This is a genomic window from endosymbiont GvMRE of Glomus versiforme, assembly GCF_003546845.1.
This window is the reverse complement of the sequence record NZ_NWVA01000009.1, coordinates 514985-537418: the sequence shown is the minus strand read 5'-3', so window position 1 is coordinate 537418 and position 22434 is coordinate 514985. Positions and strand designations below refer to the sequence as shown.

Below are 22434 nucleotides of genomic sequence, written 5' to 3'. Positions count from 1 at the left end.
TAACCCTTTTAACAAATTGGAAACAAGTGAAAAAAACTATCATTATCCAAAGTTGCTTCTAAACCATTGGCAAAACGATTTAAAGCATTTTCACTAACATTAGGATAATTGACTTGTTAGGTAGATTTCAGTGATTAGTTTTATTTTTTTGAAAAGTAGGGCTAATTTTTTAGATTCGTTAAGAGGTAAACTTGCAAGAATGATTATATAGAAAATATCCTAATAAAAACAAGGCAGAATTAATTGATTTTGCTGATTTGAAAGTTGATGAAGAAAGTGAATTAGGTCATTTATCAATGACCTAAATTTAGAGAAAATCAAAAATGATAACAAAAATAATTTATAAATTACTAGTTTTTTTTGTATTTCCATGAAACGCAAACTATTACAAAAAAAGCAAATAATTCTCTTGTTTGTTATAATTAGTTTTTTAATGATTGGGGGAATTGTTTGAAAATATACTCAAAGCGATAACAATGGTCAATTATCTGAAGAAGAAGAATTGGAAAAATATCTTTTAGAAAAAAGATTAGAACTAAAAAAATATTTTGTGTTTAATTTGAAAGAATTGGTAAAAGGAAATTTTATTTTTAAAAGCGGTGAAAAAACGAAGGTTAGTGAAATGACACGTGGACTAACCTCTTTGCTTTCCCGAGATTTGACTAAGTTAACTGGTAAACAAAAAAAATTTATTTATTTTTTCGTTCTTTTTGTAGATAGTCCTGGTCTAAGTAATGGAAGTGAATTAGACCAAAAAATTATGGCCGGGAATCATTATATTGTTTTTGATAAAACAAAAATTAATAGTAAACAGAAAGAAAGCTGATTTAGGGATTTTGTTTGATTATATCGGGAAGGATTCAAAACCTTTTCTGATGGTATTTTTTTCGAACCTTTTAAACGACCATGAGTTCAGATTTTTGATAGTAAAGAAAAAGTTTTGGATTTTCTGAGAAAATATGACTTCCTTCTTTAAATTTCCTTTCGGAGTTATAGTTTAAATAAAGGGATAATAAAATAAAATTTATTGAAATGGATATCAATGGATAAAAAAAGTAATTTAATAAATATGAATGAAAAAATTATTAGAGATAGAATATTAAAAGAAATAAACAAGAAACGTTTAATTAGAAAAAATAAGGAAAGCGGTGAAGAATTAAAAAACTTTTCTTGACCCTCCTTATTTGCCGGAGAAGAATATAATTTGGGGTTTGAACTAGAATTAAGCCAAAATCTAAAAATCAAGAATCAGACCAATCTTATTGATTGTGAAAAGATAAATAATAAAAGTAAAGAATTTTTGGAAAATAAACTAAAAGAGATTTTCGATAATTCTCAGAATCAGCAATTAATTAAAAGTAAAGAATATCCAATAATTTGATTTAAAAATATTAATAAAATTGAAAATGAATCTTCATTTCAAAAATGTCTGCTGGCTGTTTTTGATACAGCTCAAAACACCTCTTTGTTCATTAAGGGGGAAAAAGTTAATTTGTCCCAGTTTATTTTGCTGGCAACGATTTCTACGCATGATACTAGTCAACTACCTAATCCTATTTTTTCTCGTCTAGACTGTGTCAACGTAGACACGGCTAAACCTAAAGAATTTTTTTTAGATAAATATTTTTATCCTATCCTGACATTCTCTTTTTTGATTTTTTTGGTTCTTATATTATTATCATTTCTACAATGAAAAAAAGATAATAAAAATCCCAGGTTTTAGTTTTATGTTAGCTAACGCATTAACAAATGATTCTTTTTTTTTAGCAAGTTTATCTTTTAGAATCATAGGCACAAAAGCATTTCACAACGAATATTTGTTTTTTCTTAAATCATATCATATATACTAAGTATCAACTTTTTTTTCGTTTCTCCTCTTTCTTTTGGCATCTCGGTGGTAAACAGATTTTTGGAGATTTTTAATAGAGTTTGTTTGTTTTTTGAAGATTATTTTTCAGACTTCTTCATAATCCTCTACGGTGATAATTTTTAATTCTTGCCGAATTTCCGCTGGAATATCCTCGATGTCTTTTTCATTATTCTTAGGAATGATGATGGTTTTTAGTTCACTACGATGAGCCGCAATGGCTTTTTCTTTTAAGCCACCAATCTCTCCTACATGCCCATGAAGAGTAATTTCTCCTGTCATCCCTATATCAGAAGGGATAACTTTACCGGTCAAAGCCGAAATAATTGCCGAAGTTAGAGCAACACCGGCACTGGGTCCTTCTTTGGGCGTGGATCCTTCGGGAGCATGAATGTGGATAACATTTTGGGAAAATACTTTAGGATCAATATTAAATTTCTTGCTTTGACTAGTGGCAGCTCTTAAATAATTAAGAGCCACTCGACAGGATTCTTTCATAATATCTCCCAAATTTCCTGTAAGTTCCGGATCACTTTCTTTACGGGGATAATAAACAACTTCTATTGGCAAAATGTCTCCTCCATAGCCAGTTCAGGCTAATCCAGTGGCTGACCCTGCACGAGGATGTTTTTGTTTGGTAGTAAACTCGAAATATCCTTTTTTTTTCAGGTACTCTTTTTTTAAATTTTCGGGGGTAATAGTTATTTTTTCCTTTTTATTTTCAGTAAGTTCAACAATAAATTTTTGGATAATTTGTTCAATTTTTCCACTTAGTCCCCGCACCCCTGATTCACGAGTATAATGGTTTATTATTTCTCTAATTGCTTCATCAGAAAATTGTATCTTTTCTTCCTCTATTCCCTTTTGATTTTCTTTCTTATCAACGGTAGTTCAGTGGTATCTTTTTAAAATAGTAGGAATTAGATAATTTTTGGCAATATTGAATTTTTCAACTGGAGTATAAGAAGAAAGATAGATAACTTTCATACGGTTTAATAAAGGAAAAGGAATTTCTCGTAACTCATTAGCCGCACAAATAAATATAACATTCGACAAGTCATAAGGAACCTCCTGACCTAAATAATAATCAATAAATTTTTTATTTTGTTGAGGGTCGAAAACTTCTAATAATGCATAAGACGGGTTGCCTCGAAAACTATGTTGCCCTATTTTATCTACTTCATCTATAAAGATAAGAGGATTTTGAACTTGAACTTTTTTCATTACTTGAATAATTTGGCCTGGCATAGCACCAGAATAAGTGCGGCGGTGTCCTTTTATTTCGGCTACATCATCAAGTCCCGCTACAGAAATACTAGCAAACTTACGCCCTAGTGCTTCGGCGATAGAAGACGCTATGGAAGTTTTTCCCACTCCTGGCGGACCACATAAAAGCATAATTTGTCCTAAAGGTTCTTTAGCCTTTCAAGAGGCGGCTAAATACCTACTAATTTCTTCTTTTACTTCTTCCAAACCATAATGTTTTTCATCTAATTTTTGCCGCACCAGTACCAAATCTTTGGATTCGGTGGTTTTTTGTCATCAAGGCAAGTTAATTAACCACTCGATATATTGCTTGACGATACTAGCTTCAGTCGAATTACTAGTGAACAAATCTCCATGGCGTTCTATTTCTTTATAAATAACCGTTTTTACATAATTAGGGTAGGGTTCTTTTTCTAATCTATCTAGATATTCTCCTATTCCACTACTCGTGCGAGATTTTTTTTCTCTCAGCTTTTTCTCAATGGTCTTTAATTTTTCTCGCAAGTAGTATTCTTCTTGTTGATTTCTAATCTCTTCTCGGGTTTCATCTTCGATGGTTTTTTCAATTTTTTGCTTGTTAGGTAAATTGATTAGGATTTCTAATCTTTCTCTCACGTCTAGAGAAGTTAATATTTTCTGCTTATTTAACTTATCAACATCTTGACTTTTTTGAGCAATAAAATCAATAACATTACTAATGTCTCCTTTCATCATAGTCATAGTCATAAAAGGAACCTTTTCGATTGAGCTTAACTTAACCTTCTTAAGGATGTTAGGAAGATTGCGTGCTAACTTTTCAGCTAATTCTTCTAATATGTTCTCATCTAACTCCGCTTCAGACAAAACTTGATATTCTCCATTTAATATCTTATCCTCTCTTTCTCAATCAGTTACTTTTACTCTTTCTAAGCCTTGCAATTTAATCTCTTTAAGATCTTTAAGAAAATTAACAATTGTTTTAAAATCAACTTCAAGGGGAATTCCTAAGTTTATTTCTGCTAGTGTTCCAACAGGCGAGAAACTTTGGGGCGTATTTATGTTAAAAGTTTTTTCCTCTCATGAAACAACTATCAGTTTTCCTTGATAGTTGTTTCATGCTATAGAAAGCAATTCTATTAAATGATTAGCATCATTAATAGATAAGTAGTTACTGCACTTTGGAAATAAAAAAAAGTCGTCTATTGATAAAATTGGAAGTGTGTTCATATTTTTCTAATAAAATTATTGACAATATCAATAACTTTCTGGCAGTCTATATAAATAATTCATTTTTTTAATCTAAATCATGGTGCCCATGAAGAGAATCGAACTCCTGACCAAACGCTTAGAAGGCGTTTGCTCTAATCCACTGAGCTACATGGGCCCATTAGATAATTTTTATTAGTTCTTGTTAATTATCATCACTTCACGATAAAAATTACATTTAAGCTTTTATCCTAACTACTTTTGGTAGATGGAGGGGGAAAAACTTGGATATCATAAAGAATCGGCTTTTATTTCAGTTAAAACGTCAATTTTCAGGATCAACAACATATTGAAATTCCTCTTTAGCAAAAATAATTTTGTTCGTGACTGATTTTAAAAATAATAATGATAAATCTAAAAAGTACTGGCAATGAGCTATTTTCCTTGTTGAAAGTATCTTCGCCACGTAAATGCTTGACTTCTGTATTCGGAATGGGAACAGGTATTGCCATTTAGTTATTGTCACCAGTACAGCTCATCAAAATCCTCTCAAAGCTGAGCGCAAACTATGAAGAATACCTCTAAATAAGTCCTCGATAAATTAGTACAATTAAACTCAATGTATTACTACACTTACATTTATTGCCTATCAACCTCCTAGTCTAGAAGGTATCTTACTCCTAACGGATGGGAAATCTTATCTTGAAGTTGGCTTCGCACTTAGATGCTTTCAGTGCTTATCCATTCCTAACGTAACTATCCAGCCGTGCCATTGACATGACAACTGGTGCATCATTGGTTAGTCCACTCTGGTCCTGGCGTACTGAGAGCAGATCTTCGCAAATTTCCTACGCCCACAACAGATAGGGACCAAACTGTCTCACGACGTTCTAAACCCAGCTCACGTACCGCTTTAATGGGCGAACAGCCCAACCCTTGGTAGCTTCTTCACCACCAGGATGCGATGAGCCGACATCGAGGTGCCAAACACTTCCGTCGATGTGATCTCTTGGGAAGTATTAGCCTGTTATCCCCGGGGTAACTTTTGTCCGTTTGGTGACGGCCTTACCACTAAGAACCGCCAGATCACTAAGTCCTACTTTCGTATCTGCTCGACTTGTAAGTCTCGCAGTTAAGCATCCTTATACCTTTACGCTCTACATAGGATTTCTATACCTATTGAGGATACCTTATGAACGCCTCCGTTACTTTTTAGGAGGCAACCGCCCCAGTTAAACTACCCACCAAACACTGTCCTTTCGGCTGTAAACCGACAAGTTAGAATTTTTTGCTCCTAAGAGTGGTATTCCTCCGACGACTCCGCTAGAACTGGCGTCCTAGCCTCACAGTCTCCCACCTATGGCTATCCAGTACAAAGAAGAAAAAAACCCAATATCAGGCTGCAGTAAAGCTCCACGGGGTCTATCCGTCTAGTTGCGGGTAACCGGCATCTTCACCGGTACTAAGATTTCACCGAGTCTATAGTTGAGACAGTGCACGAATCGTTACGCCTTTCATGCGGGTCAGAACTTACCTGACAAGGAATTTCGCTACCTTTGGACCGTTACAGTTACGGCCGCCGTTCACTCGGGCTTCAATTCAAAGCTTCATTAACAATTGCTTGTTAATTAACCTTTCCTCTTAACCTTGGAGCACTGGGCAGGCGTCACCCCCTATACATCCTCTTACGAGTTAGCAGAGAGCTGTGTTTTTGGTAAACAGTCGTTCGTGCCTCTTTACTGTGACCTAGGTTGCCCTAGGCACCCCTTCTCGCGAACTTACGGGGCTAATTTGCCGAGTTCCTTAACTATAGTTTGCTCGCTAGCCTTAGGATATTCTCCCTGACCACGTGTGTTCGTTCTCGGTACGGGTACCATAATCATATCTTTAGAAGTTTTTCTTGGAAGTAAAGCATTCAGATAATTCGTTGCCTACCCATCATATTTCAAGGTTATGCCTGGCGGATTTTCCTACCAGACCCTCTTTATACTTGGACCAGAATCAATAACTGGTTTATCTTAGCTGACTTCGTCGCTCCATCAGTAATTATGGTGAGTACAGGAATATTAACCTGTTGTCCATCGACTACGCCTTTCGGCCTCGCCTTAGGTCCCGACTAACCCAGGGTAGACGACCTTCACCCTGGAAACCTTGGTCATACGGCTAGAAGGATTCTCACCTTCTATCGTTACTCACGCCGGCATTCTCACTAGTAAAAACTCCATTAGTCCTCACGGTCTAACTTCAATGATTTTACTACGCTCCCCTACCGCTAGTTGGCAACAAAAAAATATTTTTAAACACCCTTAAAAGGACAGACTAAAACAACTAAAAAATAAATAAAAATAAAAGAAAATCAAGATTGTCTATTTTTAGCATTGCTCTATATCTTTTATATCGTTTTACTTCACACGCTGTTCGTCCGTTTAGATTCCGGACCTTAATAATTCAAGTTTATAAAGATGACTAATCTCTTTGTACTTTTTTGATAGTGTTTTAATAATAATTCTTTTATTACCAACTAGCCTATGGCTTCGGTATAGTATTTGAGCCCCCTTACATTCTCGGCGCTACCGTACTCGACCAATGAGCTGTGACGCACTCTCTAAAGGATGGCTGCTTTTAAGCCAACCTCTTGGCTGTCTTTGTACTGTAACTTCCTTCTACACTTAATACTATTTAGGGACCTTAGCCGATAATCTGGGCTGTTTCCCTCACGTCTATGGAGCTTATCCCCCATAGACTGACTACAAGATATTAAATAATGGTATTCGGAGTTTGATTACAAATGGTATCCGATTAAGGACCCTTTCATATTCAGTGCTCTACCCCCACTATTCTCAACTCTTGCGCTAGCCCTACAGCTATTTCGGGGAGAACCAGCTATCTCTAGGTTCGATAAGCTTTTCACTCCTAACCACAAGTCATCCAAGAGCGTTTCAACGATCACTGGTTCGGCCCTCCGTCAGATTTTATTCTAACTTCAGCCTGCTCATGGTTAGCTCACCTAGTTTCGGGTCTATAACTATTGACTTAACGCTCTATTAAAACTCGCTTTCGCTGTGGCTCCGTTTCTAAAAAACTTAACCTTGCCAATAACTATAACTCGCCGGCTCGTTCTGCAAAAAGCACGCTATTAGGCTTTAACGCCCTTTAACTTCTTGTAAGTGTTATGGTTTCAGGTTCTATTTCACTCCCCTTCCGGGGTTCTTTTCACCTTTCCCTCACGGTACTAGTTCACTATCGGTGACTAATGAGTATTTAGCCTTACGGGGTGGCCCCCGTTGCTTCCCACAAGATTTCACGTGTCTCGTGGTACTCAGGATTATAACAAACCACAATCAAAAGAATTATTAATTTCGAATACTAGGCTTTCACTTTCTTTGGCTTAGTTTTCCAACTAATTCTTCTATCAATAATTTTTGTAACTTCTGATTGCTTAATTATTATCCTACAACCCCAGTTGCTAAAACTACCAACTGGTTTGGGCTGTTCCCCGTTCGCTCGCCGCTACTTAGGGAATCACTATTTGTTTTCTTTTCCTCTGGGTACTAAGATGTTTCAGTTCTCCAGGTTTACTTTTAAGCATTATGAAACTTAAATATTGCTACATTACTAGCAATAGGTTGCCCCATTCGGAAATCTCTGGATCAAAGCCTATTTTCCAGCTCCCCAAAGCTTATCACAGGATATCATGTCCTTCGTCGCCTATTAGTCCCAAGGCATCCACCATACACTCTTAATAACTTACTATTCGGTAAAATCTTTTTTTGCGCTCAGTTTTCAAAGAAAGAGGGATAAATATATCCCTCAAAAATAAATAGAAGGCTTCTGCTTTCTGCTCATTTTTGAGGGATATATTATGGATCATCATTATCATTTTATTATCGATTTCTAATATATATAATATAAATTTTATGTGTTATCGTTAGTTAGTAAGTTATTGATAGAGAAGAAACATTTTATGAAAAAACGTTTCTCTTGTATTACTATTTTATATTTTTTTAGCATTGATATAAAAAATTTAATCAAGATGATAAACCTCAAGTTTATTACACTACCATATTAACAATTTTAAAAAGTTTAAACTGAATTAGTATGTTTTGCTACTCATCAGGTTGTAAATGGCGTACCTTTACCAATATCGCAGAAAGTCTTAGGACATTCCTCTATTAGAACTACTGCTTCATACTGGAAAAACAGTGAGGATCCAAAAGAAAAAGTTATTAGTGATAAATGACTAGTAGGGAAATTACCACCAAAACCTGTTAAAAACAAATCCCGAGAATTACCAAAACTACCGGGAAAAGAAAATAGAGAAAAAATTAACCTTTTTATTGAGAATAACCCAAGAAATTCCCCGCAAGAATTCTTAATAGCTAAAAAAAAACTTTTACAATCCAAAGTTAAGCAATTAGAACAGTAAATTAACCAAGTTAATTCTTTATTAGAAGCATCTAATAATGAAAAAAGAGCACAAGAACAAATTATTATTAATTTAAAAAATGATAAAGAAAACTTAACTAAACAATTGACTCAAGTTCAAAAAGAAAAAGAAAATTTATTAAAACTACTTTCGAGCGATCTCCAAATCCAACAAGCAAATTTATCTAATAAAGAACAAAACATCCCAGAACTCCATCAGCAATTAATCGCTCAAATTCAAGTTCTTACTAAAAACTAGTTAGTAAAACATAAATGAAATATCCCTATCCCCACTTAGAAGTCCAAGGTATTACTAGCCAAAAAGTTTTAACTACTATTCGTTCCCTACCTAGAGAATTGTTTATTTCTTCGGAATTCCAAGAAGTAGCCTACTGTGATTCAGCTTTACCGATTGACTGTGGTCAAACCATCTCTCAACCATTCATTGTCGCCTATATGACGGAAAAATTAGAGTTAAAAGAAACTGATAAGGTGCTGGAAATTGGCACCGGGAGTGGTTTTCAAGCTGCTGTTTTAGCACAATTAGCCAAGGAGATATATACCATTGAAGTTCACGAAGAACTTAGCAAAAAGGCCCAGTCATTATTAAATAAGTCAAATTTTAATAATATTCACTATAAAATTGGAGATGGTAAAAAAGGATGATTGGAACTTGCTCCTTTTGATAAGATTATTATTACGGCTGTTGCTACTGAAATCCCTTCTTTATTATTAGAACAGTTAAAAGTGGGAGGAAGAATGATTTTACCTCTCGAATTAGAAACTGAAGAACAATATTTAGTGTTAGTTAAAAAATTAGCAGAAGACAAAATAGAAAAACAAAAACTAATTCAGGTGAAGTTTGTAAATTTAAAATAATAAATTAATACTAAACGCTGAGTTACCGGGAGTTCCTAAGGAAAAAATTGATATTGAATTAGTCAATAATCAATTACGAATTCATGCTGAAAAGGAAGAAGAAAAAGAAACAACTAATAAGAAATATCATTTTTCTGAAATTAGTTATGGGTCTTTTACTAGAACTTACAATTTACCTCGAACTGTTAATAGTCAAAGTATTAAAGCTGATTATAAAGAGGGGGTCTTAACTGTTACTATTCCTAAATCAGAAGAAAATAAAGGTAAAAAGATTAGGATAGAATAATAAAAAAACTATCCCTCCCTAATCAGGAAGACAGTTCAAATGTTCAACACTTTTTAATCAGAAATCCAAGCCATAAACTGAACTTTCACTTTTAGTGACTTCATTCGCATAATCACTAACTCATAAGCGATAGTTATTTTTACTAATGTCTTGATCAGTAATAAATTTATCACAGTAAGGACATTGGAATTCTTTTAAATAACTGGATCTTTCAAAGGATCCACTAAATTTTAATTCAACTGCTCCCATGATTACTTAATAAATGCCAATTGCTTTTTGCTAGGTTGGGTTCTTTTTGGGAGACTAACCCCTTTCTTTTTTGCTTATGAAACTTTTCATACTTAAAAATAAGTCAACAAAATAAATTATTAAAAATTAATTTAAAAAACTAACTTTTAAACTCCTAATTTTAGGAAAATTTTCTTTACTTATTACTCAGTAATAAAAAAATTAGAAAATAGTTTGCTAGATGATAGGCTTTTTGCCGATCTGAATTTTCACTAATTAAAACTACGACTTCAAGGCTTTTATTGCTAATCGTGAAAATTTTTCATGATGTCTTTGGTATTCTTTTTAAACGAGAATTTGTGCTAATTGTTTGGCTTCTTCTTTGCTTAAATGTAAAATTATTTATATGAAAAGGAAAATTTCTCTTAATTATTCAACAGGTATTTTCTAAAAAAAATGATCTGAATATTTGGTTTTTCAAATCTCAATTAATCCTCTGTAATGAATAAAGAAGAAAAAAGAAGAATGATAGTGGTTTTTTTAGTCTTTTTATTAGCAATGATTGCTTCTAGAATTTTTATTTATAAAGTTTCTAAAAACACTAGGGATAGTAGTCAACAGTCTGAGAAACAAATAGAGAAGGCAGAAATTCCTCTCCAAGTTTTGTTAAAAGAACGCGTTAGAAGATCTGACTGAGAAAGCATAAAAACGAAAGGGTTTGTTTATTATCTCAGATAAAACTAAAAGCAAAAGGGTAATTTTTCCACTAAAAGTTAAAAAGTTCCTGGATCATGATCATGGAGGCAATTATCGTCCGAAGTGAGAGCGAGCGGGACGAGAGTATGCCGCTTTTACTATTGAGACTAAACCAATTAAAGTTGATTGAGAAAAAAAGGAGTTTAATAATAACCGACTTAGCGATTGTTTGAAAAGGTAAAAACAACGAAATTTCTGATATAGACTCTATCTTTCATGAAAGAGCAGAGATTGAAATAAAGTTAAGTGCTGATTTAGGTAAAGGACGAAATTTGGGAAAAAATTGGTTATTACGAGAAAACTGACGATGAACGAAGATTAGTTTTTAATAGAGAGGACAGAGAAAATTCGAGAACTAAATTACTGTCTCATTTAGCACAATTTCAAATAGTTTATAAACCAGCAAATTTGGATTATTTAAATTCTAAGATTGATGGTTATATGACTGACATAGAAAAATTGCAGAAACAGTATATGTAGTAAATAAAAGAAATTCAGATCACAATTTTTCAGCAATTAACCGCAGATGATATTAAGGCTTCTTTTTACTCTTATTCTTTTCAAAATCCCTAATTGACCAAATAGCCAAGGTTTTATTTATTAATTACTAAAATGATATACGTAGTATATAAGATGTAGAAAATTCAAGTAATTATTATGGTAAAACAATTTCAAAGGTGAATATTTATCACTAGTAATCGCAAAGTCACGCCTTAATGGCGGTAAAAGAAATATCAACGAAAAAAGGCTAAGCCTTGTCAGAAAAAACTTTAAAAAACCTTGATATTTAAGCATTTTTAATATATTAAATACGAAATAAAAGAATAATAACAAAAATGTCATGAAAAAAACATATCATGCATGTTGATATTACGCAATTTAGTGGACACTGAAAAGAAATTTATTTGGCAAATGAATGAAGAAAATGTTGGTCTTTATATAGAGACAGAGAGTAATTGAGATAAACATTGCGAAGCTAATGATTTGGTAAATTCTTGTCTAAGAAAATTAAGAAGAAGTGGCGGAGTTTCCTCGACTCTTTCTGGAGTTGAAGTGCAGAATGAAGATTATCTCCCTTTCCTGAATAGGTTAAGACTGTTCTTGCCAGAACACGAAAGAAATTCAAAGCATAAAGACAAGCTGGAGAAGACACTTCTCGCTTGTATTGGTTCAGTTAAAGAAGAACAAGAACACGAAAGAATTAGACAAGAATTAAAACAAAAATTAGAAAGAAAACAAAAGCAACAAAGACAAGAATATCATGTCTATCAAATTCAACTCAACTATAGATAATATTATTAATAATAAAAGAAATTATGATGGTGGCAAAAGAGTGTAGCTGAGGAGAAAAATTAAGAAAGTTATTGGGATTATTTCTTGTTTCAATATTGATTGGGATATTAGTTTCCTCTTTAAAAATTGTTTTAGATCAACTAGGGTCTTTACTCGGTGGTCGTAAATGTAAAAACAATTTCTGAGGTGCAATGATCGCTTTTTCTTCAATGACTTTTATTTTTTGTTTATTTTATTGGTTTTTCTCCTTCCCTCCTTATCCTTTTTCAAAAGCGCAGCAAAGGAATGAAAAAATAAGAAACATGTTACTAGTACCGGTGTTGATTATGATTTTATTAATTTCTCTGTGGAGAAAACTAGTAAATGTCTAATTAGAATAACTAACTAATAATCACTCCTAGTAGATATCATTGGCTTAATTGTCTAGTAGTGGTTTTTTTAAAAAGTATAAATAAAAACAAATAAAATTATGCCAACATTTAAAGTTTTAAAGAATTTCACTTTGACTAAACAATTCAAAGAAGTTATATAACTAAATTAATTATGGCTAACTATTCCTATAATGATCTAAAAATAGAATTTGAAGACTTGCGGGAGAATTGAATGCCGGCTACTTTTCCTCTTTTTCAGTCTCCCCCTGGTGATAATACTAGTGATGCTGATTCAAAGATTTACTCTAGAGTTGAATATAGTCAGACAGTAAATTTTTTTTCGGATGAGCAAGCCTTTAATCCTTTTTGCAAGCGAGTAAATTGTTATAATGTTAATTTACAGCACACTCATGCTCATCCTGAAACTAAACAAGAATACACGAAAAAAGTGGTTAGACTTTTAAAAAAGTGGCAAGATAAAGCTCGTTCTGATGGTAAATTAAATCAAGCTGAATTAAACCAATTAAGTAAGGTAATTGAACTTTGAGAGAAAAAAAATCCTTTTCAAGCCCAAGAAAAAGCTGTGCGTGAACATTGAAATAAAACTGTTTTTAATGTTTATCAGCCTGGTAGTGACGTATGTTTAAATATAGTTGATAAACTTAAAAAAGAAATTAAAGATGGAAATTTAAATGATTTAAAAAAAGGTAATAATCAGCAAGAGTCAGGATATGGCAAGCTTCTTTTTTATGGAGGAATTGCCGTGGTGGTTGTTTGTTTGATAGGATTAATTGCTTATAAAGCCTTAGAAATCTTCCTGAATACCAAAAAGAAACAGAAGAGTGAGAAGCCGCTAACTTAGAAGATGTTAAAAGTTAGTTCGTCCGAGATACCTCGAAGAGTTAAAAGAGGAGAAATTTACTGGGTAGAATTAGATCCGGTTAAAGGCAACGAAATAAGAAAAACCCGTCCTTGTCTGATTATCAGCAATGATGAACAGAATGAAGTCAGTCAAAGAGTAATGGTAATAAGAACTATTTTTTGCTTATTCTTAATAGGAAAAGAAGCAGTTTTGCGAGTAAGTAAAGCAGTTTCTTACAAAAAAACCAAAAAAGAACTAAATATTAGTCAAAGTATTGAGTTAATACCTCACACTTTAAGAAGATGTTTTGCTACTCATCAGGGTTACTATAATGAATGAAGGGAAAATCCATTTACACACGAAGAATGTAGCATAGAACAACAAGAAAAAATAGTAATAAAAGCACTTTTGGGAGATATTGAATTATTGAGTAGATTGCAAGATTTGCCTTATTTTCTTTTTAAAGGGATAAGTGAAGAAGAAAGACAAAAATTAGAGTCTAAATTGGTTCAATTAAGGGTAGAAATAAAACCAAAGAAAAAGAAGAATTATCCAAAAAAATTTTTTCAAGTACTCAAGAATGATTAGATCAGAATTATCCAGACAAAGAGGATGTAGAAACTATTGATTTCACTAATTTAATAACCGGATGGGAAGAAGAATGCGAATTAGTAATTGATAATTATCCTAATTTAAAAAAAATAATTACCACAACTGATTCTCAAAAAGCGTTTAAAACTTTGATAACCGAGGTAACTATTACTAATTGTCCTGAATTAGAATCGATAGATATTAGTACTTTTGTAAATAATCAACGATTAGTTTTAAATGGATTGTCCAACCTAGTTTCACTAAGTTGTGATTCAAACAAACTTACAGAATTAGAGATCAATTCCTCATTTCCTAAATTAAGAAGTCTAGTGTGTAGCAGAAATGAACTAGTTAGTTTAGATTTAGGTAATTTTAACAAATTAGAAACGGTTGAGGCTCGAGATAACTTTTTGCAAGAAATTAAATTTTCTCCTTCAAGTCTAATAAGACAATTAAGCCTTACTAACAATAATTTTCCTGAGCAAGATTTATCAATATTCAAAGATTTGACTAATTTAGAATTACTAAAAATAGCTAACAAATACTCCCCTAACTCTTATTATATGTTAACAAATGATGAAAAGATGAAAAAAGAAAAAGGCATTTATAATCGCTTTGTTGGTAGTTTGCAACTGCTAAAGGATTTGACTAATTTAGAGTATTTAGACATTAGCAATACTGATATTAGTTCAGGATTAGAATATTTACCATCAGATATTAAGTTTATTTATGGAATTGATAAAAAAAACTGGTCAAACAGTAAAGTCAAAAAAATATCTAAAGAACTAGAACTTTATCAAGGAAGTGTAAAAGATTGACAAGAAGATTTTAAAGAAAAACAACTCCACGATGAAGGGTTGCTAGATTTAGACTTTTCGGATGAAGAAAGTTCAATTCAAGCTCAGATAGAACAAAGCACTTCTTACTCAGCAAGTAAGATAGAAATTCCTCCTAAAAAATAGTTATTACTAGCTTACTACTGAAAAAATCTAGAAAAAGCAAAATATAAGCACAAAACAAGCTAATTTATTTTCGTTTTTTATAACATTAAGCAAAAATCGGATCACCAGCTTTACAGTTATTGTTTTGAGCATCACATTGCCCAACACTAAAAGTCTTTTTATTGCCGTCGCTGTTGGATTTATCAGCACACAAATTATGCTATAGAAAATAAGTGAAGCAAAAAGAAGGATAGAAATTAATTACAGTTACCGATTAAAATAATAATGGTTCAAATGAAAGTAACTTACTTGAATATCACATTGACGATTATGAGCAGCACCAATATTCTGGAATTTAGATCCATTAACTTCAAAATTGGCACCAGAATTAGAAGCTAATTTTTTTATCAGCGGCATTTGGATTCCGCCAAGGGGATTAGCAAACGCAACATTATTAGGAACGTTTGTAGCACTAGGAATAGTATTTGTAGATTTAATGATTGAAGCGTTAGGGCCATTTGTGAAAGTGACTATGGGACTTTTAGGTGCAATATCTGTGGCGGTAGGTGCGGAACTTGTGGCAGCAGGATCTTGGGCCTGTATTAACCCACTGAGTTCCTTATTTCTTGGTTTTCTATTGTAATGTTTAATAATATGAGTAACAAGATATAACCATGCAAGACCTAGCGCAATATACATACCTATTACACAGCAAGGATGGTTGACCATTACCAGGAGTATTACGTTCAAGCTTTCGATAATCTTGTGCGGTTTTAATAAGTTTTGTTTCCCTATCTTTAGCATCTGAAACTTCTATGGACATCAATATAAAAATAAAGGCATTAAATGCAATCTAAAATCCTTCGTCATGAATTTCTAACTTACGCAAAAAAGATAACTACTATAAATAATTTACCCTTTCTTTCATTTTGGCCAATTCTTCTTGCAATGTCAATAGTTAAGTCGGCAATGTCTTGTTGGTCACAAGCAGGAGCCTTGGCTAAAAGTGCCCTAACAGCGGCTCCTGACAAATTACCAAGTTCGGCTTCAAAACCAGTACCACTAGAGAGATCTTTCATGTTCTGGAAACATGCATCAGCCTGGGAAGTATGTTCTTGACCAAATCTTCTTTTCTCAAGATTTATTGCGCTAACGACTGACACAAGAGTTAAAACAACCAAAACAACAATTGAAAACTTCATAATGGATACTATTTTATTTAAGCTGCTTGAACATAAAATAGAGAATTTAGAATATTTCGTTATCGAGAGCAATTTAAGTAGAGAAAATGTAAAAAAAGTGCGGATCAAAAGCAGATTGTAATTTGGTGAAAAATTGAAAACCAAGATGAGATAATATATTTATAATTTGATCCAATTTTTTTCTTATTGATCATAATTATTCTTTATTTTTATTCGAAACTTATTTGAAACATAATCAAAATGAAAAAGCCTTTTTCATTTTGAGCTTGTAAATTTTTTGCTTCAATTATTGTTTGAATTTTTCACAAAACTCAAGGAGATATTAACTAACAAATAATATGTTTGAATAGTGTTTTAGCTAAATAATAAAGTTTGTTTTTTCGAGAATAATTTAATACATGTTATAAAAAAATACAGGTTTATATAATTCCATAAAGGTAAACTTTATTACTTTGTAGTTATTTTGTATGATGTTTCATGCTAAGAAGGTAACATTTTGACAAACTAACAAGGGAATTACAAATATTAGGTTTGTGTAACATTAGTAAAACGAGTTGTCTTGCTGTTCTCTCCTAGAATGTAAGCACAAACAGATTCTACACAAACACCTCTCAAAATAATTGAAGGACCATAAGAAGGATTACAAGTAAAGTTCGTTCCGGTACAACCATTATTATCTTGGACACATGTGTGAACAGAATTTTGATCTTGAAAAAGACATAGCAATAAATCATTGGGATCAGTGTTTGGATCAAGAACTTGATATACTCCCGGTCTAAAATTTTCTGGATCTATTATTAAGGGCGATAAAGATGGGCAGCTAGACGGAGTGAGAACATTTATTTAAGCCGTTGTTAAACTTTTTATCCTAAAAAGTAAAGAAAAAATTAGTTTTAACGAATATTGTCATAAATTGGAATAAGCATATCGCTTACCAACAAATATCATGATAACTAAGATAACTAAACTAAATTGCTGAATAAACTTTCATTTTTTTAAGCAGGATGATACACAACATCACATGTACGTTTTATTTATCATATTTTACAAACAAAAAAAGTACAAGAAATAAGATAAGAAAATAAAGAAATTTAATGCATATATTAATATTTAATATTAAAATGATTATTTTAGAAAAGAGAACAATAGCAAAAAAAAAATCTCTATTGCTTTTCACAATCTAAAAATTTGTCATATTATTTTTACTTTGTTTTACACTTATAGTAAGAACGTTTTTTTAAAAAAATAACAAAAATTTATCATGAAACAATTAATTTAAAACGATACGAAACAATATTTTATTCTGTGTTGCTGTTATCAGAAAACAAACATAAACAACTTGACATTTTTCGCGCAATTAAAAATCACAGTTCTTTCAGAAAAGAGAGCATTTTAATGAATTACCTGAGCAAAGTATTTTATTTGAAAAAATGACTAAATTAAATTCGTTGCAGAATTTAATTTTTTTTTTTATACTTACTTACTTTTCTTCGTTTTCATCATCTAATCCAACAAAAAAAGGAAAAAGTGATTTACAAGCAGCCTTTTTTACTAATTGTGCAGTCAATAATTCAGTAGCTTTAACTTTTGACGATGGCCCGGCTGAAGTAATAAATTTTAACTATTTAACGCTAATTTTCCGTAAATTAAACTAACTCAATATTTATTAAATTCTTATAATTAATCGCAGTTTGGTGATGAGTTACTTGACCTATTAAAAAAGGAAAACGTAAACGCAACGTTTTTCATCAATGGAAATAACTTCAATTGTATCTTCAACAAGACAGAAAATTTGCAACGAGCTGTAAACGAAGGACATCAATTAGCATCTCATACTTGGTCCCATCCTAACATGACAAAAATCAACAGAGAAGAAATTATTTATCAAATGAAAACTTTAGAAAATGCGATGCGTAAAATTGTTGGTCTAGTACCAAGGTACATGCGTCTACCTTTCGGAGAAGGTTTTAATAATGAACTAATTATGAAAACTCTAGGTGAATTAGACTACACGGTTGTGCAATTTAATTTAGATTCTGGTGATGGTCTTGGTATTAGTGTTATTGAGCAAAAACAGCGCTATATAGATGCTGTGAATAACAATCTTTTGAGTCCATTTTTGATTCTAAGCCATGAAACAAAAGAAACAACTATTAAAGAAGTCGTGCCCTTTGCTATAGATTTGTTTAAAAACAAAAATTATACCTTTTTAACAGTCGCTGAATGTTTAGGAAATGATATAAAAAACACCTGGTTTAAAGAGCAAACTATACCTTCTCAAAGGGATAAAACTTGGGTCTGCACTGAAGAAGACAAGCATATTGAGGAAATTAAAGAGTAAAAACAAAAACTAAATAAAACGATGAATTAGAAATATTTAAAGAGCAATCTTAATTATTTTTTTTAACAGGCTAATAAATCATCTTAAACTTTGAATAAAAAAAAAAAGAAAGTGAAATAATAAAACAAACTAATAATAAAAAATAAAAGTGACTAAAGCGGTTATTGAAAGATTAAAAAATAAAAAAGAATATTTAGAAGAGAAATGTAAATTGTTATTTAATCCTAGCATAGCAAAAGTTATTCTGCAAAACAAAATAAATATGCTTAACGAGCTAATAAATTCTTATAGTTCAATTTCTCCTCTAGCGTCTTTAACAAATGCTCGGCAAATATTTGAAAAACAAGTGGGATTTGAAGAAGAAAAAAAGAATATTTTAGAAAGGATAGAAATTGCAGAATACTGAGAGCCAAAAGGTGTTAAAAAAGAACCCTTTATTTTATGCCTAGTCGGACCATCAGGTATGGGAAAAACTACTTTTGCTCAAGTTGTAGCTCAAGCTCTAGAAAAGAAATTTTTTTCAGTAGCATTAGGTGGAATATTTGATGTTTCTACTCTTATTGGAAGTGAAGCTGATTCACTAGCTAACAATGCTGGGCAATTAACCCAAGCATTAATAGAAAGCAAAGTTTGCGATCCTGTAATTTTGCTAGATGAAGTTGATAAAACTAGCTCTTCTATCAAGAACTGTTTGTTAAATGTTTTAGATAATAAACAAAATCATGAAGTTTTAGATTATTACTTAGAAGTCAAATTAGATTTTTCTCAGGTAATTTTTGTAATTACTGCTAATGACCTAAAACAAATTGGTAAAAATTTGAGTGACCGAATGCTAGTTATTAACCTAAAGCCTTATACCCTTGAACAAAAGAAAGAAATTGCCAGCGTAATTATTCAAAAATGATTTACTAGTAACGCAGGTTTTGACAAAAATGAATTTGATATTACTAATGAAGCTCTAGAAAATTTAATTAGTAAGACAAACGAAAAGGGAATCAGAAGACTGGAAAAAGCTATAGATAAAGTTTTTGACTACTGTCTTCTCGAATGATTAAAAGAAGCAAAGCAAGGAAGAAAAAAAAGTAAAATAATCATTACTAAAAAAATAATAAACCAGATAATTTCTTATGATTTTTCTAATGCTTATCAAGAAAAGCCAGAAATTGGCTTGATAAAAAAAATAGGAAAGCAATTATGAAATTTAGAAAATAAAGTCCGAAACCTGCAAAATTGTGAGAAATTTAATCGAAATGTTAATAACCTGTGATTTGTTTTGTTTTTTATAATTTTAATATCAAAACTAATTTGTAGTTACTGAAAGAAAATTAAAAGTGAAGAAACCAAAAGTAAGAAAAAATGAAGTGCTTTAGAATCAGCAAAAAATTAGTGGTAAGAACAAGATAATCAAAAATGAAAAACTGAAGTTGCAAAAAAAGGCGCACTTCCGCAGATCATGAAAATTTAGACTTCTAATTTGCCAAATTTACGTAAGGATAATTGATAATTGCGGAGAAATTCATAGATGCTCAGTGTGGATGAATTCAATAACTACTATTTTTTTTATGTTATTCTCCATAAGAAAATTAAACAATTGGATTTACTAAAATGCTAATCGCTGTGAAGAATGAAGATTCTTTTTTTTATTGTTTTTTCAATAAAAAAAGCCAAAACCAACTAATCCTACGATTACTATCATAGTTATGCCTCCGATTAATTTCTTTTTATCCCCAAAAAACTTATTATCTGCGGTTGTAGTTGTTGAATAGAGAGAACTTTGTTCTTTTTCTAATAACAATTGTTGAACTTTTCTCTTTTGCTTTTCATAAGCCTGTTTTTTCTGACGAGATTGGCTGCCGATGAAGTTTTGTAATTCTTTAAATTTACTGTCAATTTGCTTTTTATCTTTTGTTTTTAGAGCTTGCTCGACAGCAGCGATGATTTCGTCTAGGTCTTTTTCTACTAACTTTTCTAATTCATGTTGCAATTCTTTTTTTATCTTCATGAGATCGCCAGCTTGTTCTACTAAAAGCGCGAGTTTTTCTTCTAATCCTTTTTCTTCATCTGGTTGGTTAGTATTAGTATCATTAACTCTTCTTATCGGCCCTTTTAATATACATTTCCTTTCGCCACCTATTGTTCCTTGCCATTTTGCTCGTCCTCTTCAACTAATAATATGCTCCTCGTTTTCTCTTATATAATCAAAAGTTTTATCGAGGTCGCTAGCATTATCAAAATCGAGTAAAATTGCCAACCTGTCGGATTGTGGAGTCAGATAACCACTGCCTGCTAATCAGTCTTCTTTTTTTTCTATTTGTAAATTAATTCTATATTCATTTAAATCCTTAGAGACTTTAATTTGTTTTGATTTCTTAATTACTTTAACTCATAATTCACTTGGAGCGGTATTTCAAAAACTAATTTTAGCTTTTCCGGATAAATCCAAAATATCTTTTCGAAACCTAGTATCCATTTTAAGTTTATCTTCATCTACCTCTATAACTACTTTATTATTTTCTATATCATTATGAAGAAATTTTTTATAATAGTCTTTGAGTCAATCTTCAAAACTTATAAAATCAATCGTGTTACCTTGATAATTAAAAGGTGCGACCTTTAATTGACTTCAGATTTTAAATTCTTCCTTGTTCTCATTCTCTGTGAGTATTCAGGTAATTATTTTTACTGTCATAGATTATTACAATGTAAACAAAGATTATTTACTAAATCCCGATAATTTCAACACCTAATACATTTTTCTTTATCAGTTTTTTTTACTTTAACCAGATAAAAATTGCCTTCTTGCATGTCTTCTTCTCTTTTTTTTTTAATTTCAACTTCGGATACTAATAATAATTCCTCTAAGTTAAGTTCGGAATAATTTCATTTATTTTTTTCTCTGAGATAAATTTCCAAACTGGCTTGGGAGTTAGTGGCGATAATTTTTTCTTGACGGGCTTTTTCGAGGGCTTGGTAAGCATTCTGACGTAAAGGTAAAAAAAAATCAGTAATTATGGCAAGATTTTTTTCATTATTAGAAGGAAATTTTAAGTTAGAAAAATTTACCAAATAAATGCTTTCTTGACCAGCAAAACCAAACCGAAAAGGAATATTTTGGTAAACTTCTTCTGCCAAAAAAGGCAACATTGGAGAAATAATTTTTAATAATCCTGCTAATAAATAATAAAGAGTGGTAATAATTTGTTTTCTTCGTAATGAATTTAGACTATCACAATATAAACTATCTTTGCTAATTTCAAAATAAAAAGAACTTAAATCATTAATACAAAAGTTCAATAAAGAGGAGTAGGTAGGATTAAAATTGTATTCATTATAATTTTTTTGTCTTTCCGCTACCAATTTTTCTAACTTATGAAGAATATAATAATCAATTAAGTTTAATTCTTTTTCTAAATCTTTTTCACTTTTTAATTCTGGTGTTATGTTTGTTAAATTACTAAGCAAAAAGCGCAAGGTATTCCGGATTTTTTGATAACTTTCTCGTAAGTTTTCCAAAATTGGAATGCTAACTTTTACTTCTTTGGTGAAACCAGAACTAACTACTCATAAACGGAGAATATCAGTCCCAAACTTTTTGATAAGGTCTTCGGGGTCAATAACGTTTCCCAAAGATTTCGACATTTTATATCCTTTTTCATCGACTACGAAACCGTGCGAAAGAACTTGCTGATAAGGTGCTTTACTAGTAAGTATAACTGAAGTGACTAACGAAGAATTAAACCAGCCTCGAAACTGATCTTGGCCTTCCACATAAAGAGTTGCTGGCCAATCAATTATTTTTTTAGTGCTGGGTAAACATACAGAAAGTTTATTGTTACTACTAATTTTTTTATTCATATTTTATCTATTTAGCCCTCTTACTAATGAAGCGCAAATAAAGCTAACTTAAGAAACTAAAACGGCGATTAAAATACCTAGTTAAA

Annotated in this window: 21 protein-coding genes, 1 tRNA gene and 2 rRNA genes; 15 read left to right on the top strand and 9 right to left on the bottom strand. The window is 31.7% G+C overall.

The genetic code is table 4. The features are described from left to right. The first annotated feature begins 433 nt into the window (after nt 1–433). Complete coding sequence (locus tag GvMRE_RS13185) at nt 434–976, top strand: hypothetical protein (protein ID WP_147411680.1); 543 nt, start codon at nt 434–436, stop codon at nt 974–976. A gap of 93 nt (nt 977–1069) precedes the next feature. Continuing rightward, nucleotides 1070–1723, top strand: a complete 654-nt coding sequence (locus GvMRE_RS13180; RefSeq protein ID WP_147411679.1) for a hypothetical protein — start codon at nt 1070–1072, stop codon at nt 1721–1723. A 123-nt stretch (nt 1724–1846) separates the two neighbouring features. Here GvMRE_RS13180 and lon read toward each other — a convergent pair whose 3' ends face one another. The 4 genes from lon to GvMRE_RS13160 form a co-directional block, all read right to left on the bottom strand. After that, nucleotides 1847–4339: an endopeptidase La gene (lon, locus tag GvMRE_RS13175; protein ID WP_147411678.1), complete on the bottom strand. Its 2493-nt coding sequence runs from the start codon at nt 4337–4339 to the stop codon at nt 1847–1849. Nucleotides 4340–4419: 80 nt separating this feature from the next. Continuing rightward, a tRNA-Arg gene (locus tag GvMRE_RS13170) sits at nt 4420–4496 on the bottom strand. A 244-nt stretch (nt 4497–4740) separates the two neighbouring features. Further along, nucleotides 4741–4848 (bottom strand): 5S ribosomal RNA (gene rrf / locus GvMRE_RS13165). A gap of 51 nt (nt 4849–4899) precedes the next feature. Then, a 23S ribosomal RNA gene (locus GvMRE_RS13160) occupies nt 4900–8071 on the bottom strand. Between the two features lie 778 nt (nt 8072–8849). Here GvMRE_RS13160 and GvMRE_RS14055 point away from each other — a divergent pair. From GvMRE_RS14055 to GvMRE_RS14615, 3 genes are read left to right on the top strand one after another with little or no spacing between them, the layout of a single operon-like run. After that, nucleotides 8850–9002: a hypothetical protein gene (locus GvMRE_RS14055; RefSeq protein ID WP_172575439.1), complete on the top strand. Its 153-nt coding sequence runs from the start codon at nt 8850–8852 to the stop codon at nt 9000–9002. Nucleotides 9003–9016: 14 nt separating this feature from the next. After that, a complete protein-coding gene (locus GvMRE_RS13150; RefSeq protein ID WP_147411677.1) occupies nt 9017–9622 on the top strand; it encodes a protein-L-isoaspartate(D-aspartate) O-methyltransferase in 606 nt (201 codons plus the stop codon). Nucleotides 9623–9626: 4 nt separating this feature from the next. Beyond that, entirely contained in the window at nt 9627–9908 is a 282-nt protein-coding gene (locus tag GvMRE_RS14615) for an Hsp20/alpha crystallin family protein (RefSeq protein ID WP_147411712.1), read from the top strand. An 18-nt stretch (nt 9909–9926) separates the two neighbouring features. Here the strand turns inward: GvMRE_RS14615 and GvMRE_RS13140 are convergent, their stop codons facing one another. Next, nucleotides 9927–10157 (bottom strand): hypothetical protein, encoded by a 231-nt coding sequence (locus GvMRE_RS13140; RefSeq protein WP_147411676.1) that lies wholly within the window; start codon nt 10155–10157, stop codon nt 9927–9929. Between the two features lie 480 nt (nt 10158–10637). Here GvMRE_RS13140 and GvMRE_RS13135 point away from each other — a divergent pair, with 480 nt between their 5' ends. The 7 genes from GvMRE_RS13135 (at nt 10638) to GvMRE_RS13105 (ending at nt 14971) form a co-directional block, all read left to right on the top strand. Further along, a complete protein-coding gene (locus GvMRE_RS13135) occupies nt 10638–10874 on the top strand; it encodes a hypothetical protein (protein WP_147411675.1) in 237 nt (78 codons plus the stop codon). Nucleotides 10875–10933: 59 nt separating this feature from the next. Beyond that, the gene (locus tag GvMRE_RS13130) at nt 10934–11221 is read left to right on the top strand and encodes a hypothetical protein (RefSeq protein WP_216361653.1); all 288 of its coding nucleotides are present in this window, start codon (nt 10934–10936) and stop codon (nt 11219–11221) included. A 532-nt stretch (nt 11222–11753) separates the two neighbouring features. Next, nucleotides 11754–12185 (top strand): hypothetical protein, encoded by a 432-nt coding sequence (locus GvMRE_RS13125; RefSeq protein ID WP_147411673.1) that lies wholly within the window; start codon nt 11754–11756, stop codon nt 12183–12185. A gap of 23 nt (nt 12186–12208) precedes the next feature. Next, nucleotides 12209–12556: a hypothetical protein gene (locus tag GvMRE_RS13120; RefSeq protein ID WP_147411672.1), complete on the top strand. Its 348-nt coding sequence runs from the start codon at nt 12209–12211 to the stop codon at nt 12554–12556. A gap of 172 nt (nt 12557–12728) precedes the next feature. Beyond that, nucleotides 12729–13418 carry a hypothetical protein gene (locus GvMRE_RS13115; RefSeq protein WP_147411671.1) on the top strand — a complete coding sequence of 230 codons (690 nt, stop codon included), beginning with the start codon at nt 12729–12731 and terminating at the stop codon, nt 13416–13418. Between the two features lie 3 nt (nt 13419–13421). Then, complete coding sequence (locus GvMRE_RS13110; RefSeq protein ID WP_147411670.1) at nt 13422–14006, top strand: type II toxin-antitoxin system PemK/MazF family toxin; 585 nt, start codon at nt 13422–13424, stop codon at nt 14004–14006. A gap of 152 nt (nt 14007–14158) precedes the next feature. Further along, nucleotides 14159–14971: a leucine-rich repeat domain-containing protein gene (locus tag GvMRE_RS13105; protein WP_147411669.1), complete on the top strand. Its 813-nt coding sequence runs from the start codon at nt 14159–14161 to the stop codon at nt 14969–14971. A 246-nt stretch (nt 14972–15217) separates the two neighbouring features. Here GvMRE_RS13105 and GvMRE_RS13100 read toward each other — a convergent pair whose 3' ends face one another. Beyond that, on the bottom strand, nt 15218–15679 hold the full coding sequence (locus GvMRE_RS13100; protein ID WP_147411668.1) for a hypothetical protein: 462 nt from the start codon (nt 15677–15679) through the stop codon (nt 15218–15220). Between the two features lie 152 nt (nt 15680–15831). Then, entirely contained in the window at nt 15832–16152 is a 321-nt protein-coding gene (locus tag GvMRE_RS13095) for a hypothetical protein (protein ID WP_147411667.1), read from the bottom strand. Between the two features lie 1430 nt (nt 16153–17582). Between GvMRE_RS13095 and GvMRE_RS13090 the strand changes: the two genes are divergently transcribed. From GvMRE_RS13090 to GvMRE_RS13080, 3 genes are all read left to right on the top strand, one after another. After that, entirely contained in the window at nt 17583–17807 is a 225-nt protein-coding gene (locus GvMRE_RS13090) for a hypothetical protein (RefSeq protein WP_147411666.1), read from the top strand. Nucleotides 17808–17854: 47 nt separating this feature from the next. After that, entirely contained in the window at nt 17855–18493 is a 639-nt protein-coding gene (locus GvMRE_RS13085) for a polysaccharide deacetylase family protein (protein ID WP_147411665.1), read from the top strand. 148 nt (nt 18494–18641) lie between these two features. Continuing rightward, nucleotides 18642–19880 carry an AAA family ATPase gene (locus GvMRE_RS13080; protein WP_147411664.1) on the top strand — a complete coding sequence of 413 codons (1239 nt, stop codon included), beginning with the start codon at nt 18642–18644 and terminating at the stop codon, nt 19878–19880. A gap of 213 nt (nt 19881–20093) precedes the next feature. Here GvMRE_RS13080 and GvMRE_RS13075 read toward each other — a convergent pair whose 3' ends face one another. Next, a complete protein-coding gene (locus GvMRE_RS13075) occupies nt 20094–21182 on the bottom strand; it encodes a hypothetical protein (protein ID WP_147411663.1) in 1089 nt (362 codons plus the stop codon). Next, nucleotides 21173–22348 (bottom strand): class I tRNA ligase family protein, encoded by a 1176-nt coding sequence (locus GvMRE_RS13070; RefSeq protein WP_147411662.1) that lies wholly within the window; start codon nt 22346–22348, stop codon nt 21173–21175. The genes GvMRE_RS13075 and GvMRE_RS13070 overlap by 10 nt, the downstream gene beginning before the upstream one ends. Nucleotides 22349–22434 lie beyond the last annotated feature (86 nt).